The organism is Nonomuraea corallina (assembly GCF_027620315.1).
Taxonomy (GTDB): Bacteria; Actinomycetota; Actinomycetes; order Streptosporangiales; family Streptosporangiaceae; genus Nonomuraea; species Nonomuraea corallina.
In genome coordinates this window covers 1-6,744 of sequence record NZ_JAPNNL010000261.1, presented here as the reverse complement: position 1 = coordinate 6,744, position 6,744 = coordinate 1, and the positions used below count along the sequence as shown (strand labels likewise).

The following is a 6,744-nucleotide window of genomic DNA, read 5'->3' as shown; positions in this document are numbered from 1 at the left end:
GCGAGACGGCGGCCGAGGCCATCGCCGCCGTCCGGGCGGAGATCGCTGCGCTCAAGGACGACACCCTCGACCGGCGCGTCACCGAGGCGCGCAAGGAGCTGGCCGCGCTCCAGGCCAGGGCGGCCAAGCTCGACGCCGATCGGGCGGTCGCGGAGAACTCCGCCGACGAGCTGCGCGGCCGGATTCCGGCGCTGGAGGAGGCGCGCCGGTTCGCCGACGGGCGCGACGTGCCCACGGCCGAGGGCGAGCTGCGCGCGTCCCGGCTGCGGCTCAACGAGGCGCTCAAGGCGCTGGGCGTGGCCGACCAGGAGGCGGCCTCGGCCCGTGCCGCCCTGGACGACGCGGAGGGCGGCCCGGCCGCCGCCCAGCTCAACGCCCTCACCGCGGCGGGCGTCCCGGCGTCCGGCCTGCTCGACGCGCTCGACGTCGCCGAGCAGGCCCGCGATCACACGTCGGGGGCCGGGCCGACGCTGGACGAGCTGCGCAACTGGCCCGGCGAGCACGCGGTGATCGTCGACGCCGGCCGCCTGGCGCAGGCGGCGCAGGCGCTGGCCGCGCTGCCCGGGTCGGTGCTGGTCAGCGCCGCCGGGGTGAGCGTGGTCGGGGCCTTCGACGGGGTGGCGACCGGCCGGGAGGCCCGGATCAAGGCCGCCGAGCAGCGCCTGAACCGCGCCCTGGACGCGCAGGACGCCGCCGCCCAGGCCGTGCGCGCGGCCGAGGAGACGGTGGCGCTGGCCCAGCGCAGGCTCGACGGCGCCAAGGCCGGGGTGCGGCTGGAGGAGCTGGAGGGCAGGCTGACCGGGCAGCGTGCCCGGCTCGCCGAGCTGGTCGCCGCCCTGGAGGAGCTGGTCCCCCGGGTGGCGGAGGCCGAGCGGGAGACCGCCGCGCTCGACTTCCGGGCCCGTACCCGGGACATGGAGGCCGAGCGGCTGGAGAGCCGCCGCCGGCAGCTCGACGGCGAGCGGGCGCGCGCCCGCGAGGAGGAGACGCGGGTCGGCGCCGAGCGGGAGGCGCTGAAGCTGGGCGCGCTGGCCGCCGAATGGGGCGGCACCGCCGAGTCGGCCGTCGAGTGGCTGCGTGAGCTGCCCGAGGAGGAGCGCCCGCGCACCGCCGACGAGTGGTGGCGGGTCGCCGAACGCCTGCTCGACCAGGCCCTGCGCGACACCTTCCCGGAGGAGGACGCGGAGGTGCCGGAGGAGCTGCGGTTCCTGCTGGCGGAGCGGGGCGGCAGCTCGGCCCGGGAGCAGGCGACGTTCGCGGGCGTGTGCGGCGCGCTCGCCTCCTACCTGCGCGGCCAGGAGGAGTACGAGAAGCACCAGCGCAGGCAGATCGAGGCGCAGCTCGTCTCCCGGCAGCGCGACCTGGCGGCGGCCGACAAGGGCGCGGAGGAGGCGGCGCAGTCGACGGCGGTGCACCGCGCGGCGCTCACGGCCGCGATCAAGGTCAGACTGGAGCGGGTGGCCGAGGAGTTCGAGAAGCTCGACGTCGCGTACGGCGGCTACGGGGCGACGCTGGAGTTCCCGGTGCCGCCGGCTCCGGCCGACCCGGAGCAGCGCTGGCAGTGGCGGGTGACGCCGAAGTGGCGGCGCGGCGAGGGCCAGGGCTTCGTGCCCTACAACCGGCGGGCCAACACCGCGCTGATGGACGAGAAGGCGGTCAAGCTGGTGTGCGCGGCGGCCATCGCCTCGTCCGGCGGCGGCCATCTGTGTCTCGTGCTCGACGAGCTGGGCCGCAACCTGGGCAAGGAGCACCGCCGGGAGGCGGTGGCGCTGTTCCGGCGGATCGGCGAGACCTACGGCATCACGGTGATCGGGGCGCTGCAGGACGACATGGAGCCGTACGCGATCGACGCCTGCGGCCAGTATGTCAAGCTGCGGCGCTCGTCGGACGCGATGCCGTACAACGAGCCCCCGGTGATCGTGGGCCACGACCACCACGCCGACCGGGTCAGGGCGCTCGCGGCCTACGTCGACAGGACGGGCGAGCCGGGCTGACTTCTCAACGCCCCCGTCCGCCCTGGACCGATCGACGTCGTGGCGTCCCAGGCCCCGGAGACCACCGAGTCTCGCCGTGGCACAGGAGGACCGCGTAACAGTCCCAGGGTCGGGGGCGGGCGTCAGGTCGATGGCTTGGGGATCGGCGGGCCTGTGTAGGAGGCGCGGAGCCTGAGCAGGGAGTCGCGCGCGTACTCCTCCATGGCGTGGGCCAGCCAGCCGGCGGTCCGGGCGACGGCGAAGACGGCCTCGCCTGCTCCGGGGGCCAGGCCGGCGACGGCGGCGAGCGTGGCGAGGGCGAAGTCGATGTTGGGCTCGGGCAGGCGACGCCGGCGTGCCTCGGCCAGGACGGCGCGGGCGGCGGCGAGCCGATCGTGGTCCGGGGCGGCCTCCGCCACCAGGTCGAGGAGTGTCGTGGCGCGGGCGTCGCCGTTCTTGTAGACGCTGTGGCCGAAGCCGGGGATGCGCCGGCCGCGCCGGACCCAGTCGGCGATCACGCGGGGCGCGTCCGACGAGCGGGCGACCTCGGTGAGCAGGTGTTCGGCGGCGTAGGATGCGCCGCCGTGCAGCGGTCCGCTCAGCACGCCGAGCCCGGTGAGGACGACGGCGTACGGGTCGGCCCGGGCGGAGGCGGCGACCCGGGCGGCCAGCGTGGAGGCGGCCAGTTCGTGGTCGGCGAGCAGCACGAGCGCGGCTTCCAGGGCGTGGAGCAGCGCCGGGCTCGGGGGGTGCGGTGACAGGCGGGTCCAGAGCCGTCCGGCGATCGGGCCGGTGCGCGCCGGCTCCGGGGATGCCTGCGCCGGGAGGGCGTCGACCAGGCCCGCGATGAGGCGGCGGCCGGTGGCGGCGACCGAGACCGGGTCGAGCTGGACGCGGAGCAGGTCGGCGGCGCCGAGGACGGTGACGATGACCTGGAGGCGGTCGAGCGGGAGGATCGGCTCGGGAAGTCCGCGCTGGGCGACGACGGCGGCACGGACGGCCTCGGCGTCGGCCTCCCAGGTGGCGGCACCCGTCTCCGGGCTCACCGAGGAGGAGTCCGTCAGCCGTCCGGTGGAGGCCGGGGAGCCGGAGTGAGCCGGTCTTAGGGGAGGCGGGGCGGCGGGCACGGGGTCCGGGGTCCAGAGTCGTTCGGCCGTGGTCTCGAAGGTGGCGGTGCGGGCGAGGGTGAGGGCGTCGTGGCCGCGGTAGTAGGGCCGGTCCAGGCCCAGGACGGTGATGGCCGACTCGATCACCAGCTCCGGCGGCTGCCCGCGCGGTCTGCCGCGCCGGGCCAGGGTCTCGATCTCGGCGGCGTCGAAGAGGCTGCGGCGGCCCTCGTGGCGCCGTTTGAGGACGCCGCGGCTCACGTACGCGTACAGGGTGGCCGGTTTGACGCCCAGCCGGTCGGCGGCCGTGGCCGCGTCGATCCACTCCACGCCCGCCTCCATATTGACGAAAATCAATATTGATCCATATTGAGCGCGCGTGTCAACGTTGCCCTATGCCTACTGTTCACTTCCTTGACGTGACCAACCGGGACGGCGTGCAGACCGCGCGCACCGGCCTGTCGAAGTTCGGCAAGACCATGGTCAACTTCTATCTGGCCAAGCTCGGCGTGGCGCAGTCAGAGATCGGGTTCCCGTTCCTGTTCCACGAGGTCCCGTACGTACGGGCGCAGGTGGCGCTGGCCGAGGCGGGGGCGTTCGGCGGGTTGCGGCTGTCCGGGTGGTGCCGGGGCGTGGCGGAGGACGTGGAGAAGGCCGCGCCGCTCGGCCTCAGGCACTACAACCTGTCGATCTCCACCAGTGACTACATGATCCAGAACAAGTTCCGCGGCCGGCTCGACAGGGCCGCGATCATCCGCGAGATGACCGCCGCGGTGCGCGCCGCCAAGGCGGCCGGCGCGTGGACCGTGGGGGTGAACGCCGAGGACGGGTCGCGGACCGACGACGGGTTCCTGCTGGAGTTCGCGCTGGCGGCGAAGGAGGCGGGCGCCGACCGCGTCCGCTACTGCGACACGATCGGCGGCGACACGCCCGACCGGATCAGGGAGCGGTTCGCCAAGCTGGCCTCGGCCGTGGCGCTGCCGATCGAGACGCACTGCCACAACGACCTCGGCATGGCCGTGGCCAACTCCGTGTCGGGCGCGCTCGGCGACCTCGACGCGGGGCAGGACGCGTGGATCAACACGTGCGTGAACGGCATCGGCGAGCGTTCCGGCAACGCCGACCTGCTGTCGACGATCCTGGCGTTCCGGCACGGTTTCGGGCTGGACGCGAAGATCGGTGACGAGCTGGATCTGACGTGGGCCAGGAGGTTCGGGCTGTGGGCGGCCTACGCCTTCGGCCGGCCTCTCCCGTACCACCAGGTCGGGGTGGGGCGGAACGCGTTCGCGCACGAGAGCGGCATCCACGCCGACGGCGCGCTGAAGGACCACGGCACCTACGAGCTGTACGACGAGACGACGCTGGGCCCGTTCCCGCAGGACTGGCACGCGCGGAACGGCCGGGTGGTGCTGACGGGCGAGTACGGCGGGAAGGCCGGTTTCCGGCACGTGATGGACGGGCTCGGCGTCGAGGTGACGGACGAGGAGCTGACCTTCAAGCTGGTGCAGCTCTGCAACGCGATGACGGGCAGACCGCTCACCGACGACGAACTCCGCCTGATCGCGACCTACCCGCGCGAGCTGTCCCCGCTCTTCCCCGGCCAGTTGTGACGGTCAGGACACGGGGATGTCCTTCACCTCGCCCAGGTCGGCCGCCTCCAGCGTGATGGACGTGACGTCGTCGGCGGGCGCCGGGTAGTACACGTACGAGCGGTTGACCTCGCCCTTCTCCAGGGCGAGCACGGAGTTCTCGACGAACTCGGCGTGCATCCTGATCGGGTGGTAGCGCGCCTCGGTCTCCGGATCCACCAGGATGAACGCCCCATAGTCGGACGCGGCCGAGAATGTGTGGGCGAACCCCTGGAACGGCGCGGGGATCGGCATGTGGTGATCCTCCATCGACACCACGTCGAACACCGCCACCACATAGGCGCCGTCACGGTAGAAGGGGTGGAAGTCCACCCGCAGCCGGCCCCCGGAGCGCGGCCATTCCAGCGAGCCGACGACCGGCCCTGCGTCGGCCCGGTAAGGGGCGGGCTCGCGGGTGGAGCCCCGGACGTCAGTCGCCGTCCCCGTGGTGACCGTCGCGTCCGGTCGATCCCGTTTGATCGTGTACGAGATCTCGACCCGCCGGTTGCGGGCCCGGCCCTCGGGGTCGTCGCCGCCGTCCCGCTTCTCGTTCCTGGCGATCGGCTCGTCCTCGCCCTTGCCTTCGGCCTCGTACGTGTAGCCATCGCCGAGCCCGGCCGCCAGGTAGTCGCGGACGGCCTCGGCCCGTTCGACCGACAGCCGCTGGTTGTAGGTGCCGCTGCCCTTGCTGTCGGTGTGTCCTTCGATGAGGACGGGCGGCTTGTCCGGGTCGGCGCGCTCGCGGGTCTCCGCGACGGCCTCGTCCAGGATGGCCGTGGCCTTGTCCGACAGTGTGGCCTTGTCGAAGGCGAACAGCACGTCGGTGCGGAGCGCCACGGTCTCCCGGCCGCCTTCCTGGAACGTGGTCTTCTCCGGCGTCTCGACCAGTTCGTTCAGTCCGGAAACCCCGGACCAGGAGTCGCCCCCGGGGAGCACCACCGGCCACTGGTGCTCGCCGCCCTCGCCGCGCTTCCTGGCGACGGGCGGCGGGGCCCCGTCGGTGACGGGGATGCCGGTGGTGGGGGCCATCGCCAGATCGGGTACGAGCGAGACGCTCCGCACACCGCCGGCCAGCGGCGGGAAGTACACCTCGACCGGATAGCGCACGCCCGGCTGGAAATCCTCCGGGTACCCGTCACCGTGGCGGGTGCCGAAAGCCCGCTCCCCGGACTTCTCCCGCAGCGCGAAATACATCTTTCCCCCCACGGGATCGAGCAGCCGGAACCTGCCGAAGGTGACGCTCTGTCCCGGCAGCCCGTCATACCCGAACCCGCCGGGTGTCTTGGCGTCCCCCGTGGTCGAGATCTCCATCCTCAGGACGGTCAGGTCCTCGTGCCGTTCGACCGCACGGACATCGACCCGGAACGGGTTGGACGCGTGGAACCCGGCCAGGCCCTCACGCACGTAACCGGTTCCCGGAACGGAAGCCGAGGGCGAAGCGGCGGGGGGAGCCTAGCCTGCGGTCGTGGTCAGGGTGGAGCCCGTGCGAGTCTTGGTCACCTTGAGCTGGGCGGGGACGCGGGAGCGCAGCTCGGCCACGTGGCTGACGATGCCCACCGCCCGGCCGCCGTCGCGCAGCCCGTCGAGGATGTCGAGGACGCCGTCGAGCGTGTCCTCGTCCAGGGTGCCGAACCCCTCGTCGACGAAGAGCGTGCCTATCTCGGCGCCGCCGGCCTCCGCCGTCACCACGTCGGCCAGGCCGAGTGCCAGGGCCAGCGAGGTGATGAAGCTCTCGCCGCCGGACAGCGTGGCGGGGTCGCGCTCGATCCCGGTCCACCCGTCGAACACCCGAAGACCGAGCCCGCCCCCGGAGCGCGCCCGGGAACCGGCCGTCTTGGCCAGGTCGTGGCGGAGCAGGTAGCGGCCGCCGGACATGTGGGCGAGCCGGTCGTTGGCGGCGTCCACCACCTGGCGCAGCCGCTCGCCGAGCACGTAGGAGGACAGACTCATGCTCCACTGGTTGTCGGCGGAGGTGCCGGCGGCCAGCGCCGCCATCCGTTCGGCGAGCTTGTGCCGCTCGGCGGCGGGCCGCCAGCG

At 73.4% G+C, this 6,744-nt stretch carries 4 protein-coding genes and 1 pseudogene; 2 read left to right on the top strand and 3 right to left on the bottom strand.

Going from position 1 to position 6,744, the window contains the following annotated elements; all coding sequences use genetic code 11:
• Window positions 1-1,994 (top strand): annotated as a pseudogene (locus tag OUY22_RS34920) (chromosome partitioning protein ParA); the annotation flags it as partial.
• Window positions 1,995-2,116: 122 nt separating this feature from the next.
• On the opposite strand, the gene OUY22_RS34915 reads toward OUY22_RS34920, so the two are convergent.
• On the bottom strand, window positions 2,117-3,409 hold the full coding sequence (locus OUY22_RS34915) for a citrate synthase (RefSeq protein ID WP_270159586.1): 1,293 nt from the start codon (window positions 3,407-3,409) through the stop codon (window positions 2,117-2,119).
• A gap of 65 nt (window positions 3,410-3,474) precedes the next feature.
• On the opposite strand from OUY22_RS34915, the gene OUY22_RS34910 reads away from it, so the two are divergent.
• Complete coding sequence (locus OUY22_RS34910) at window positions 3,475-4,689, top strand: LeuA family protein (protein WP_270159585.1); 1,215 nt, start codon at window positions 3,475-3,477, stop codon at window positions 4,687-4,689.
• Between the two features lie 3 nt (window positions 4,690-4,692).
• Here the strand turns inward: OUY22_RS34910 and OUY22_RS34905 are convergent, their stop codons facing one another.
• Entirely contained in the window at window positions 4,693-6,111 is a 1,419-nt protein-coding gene (locus OUY22_RS34905; protein ID WP_270159584.1) for an OmpA family protein, read from the bottom strand.
• Window positions 6,112-6,159: 48 nt separating this feature from the next.
• Window positions 6,160-6,744: SMC family ATPase (locus OUY22_RS34900; RefSeq protein ID WP_270159583.1), on the bottom strand; the 585-nt coding region annotated here is incomplete at its 5' end.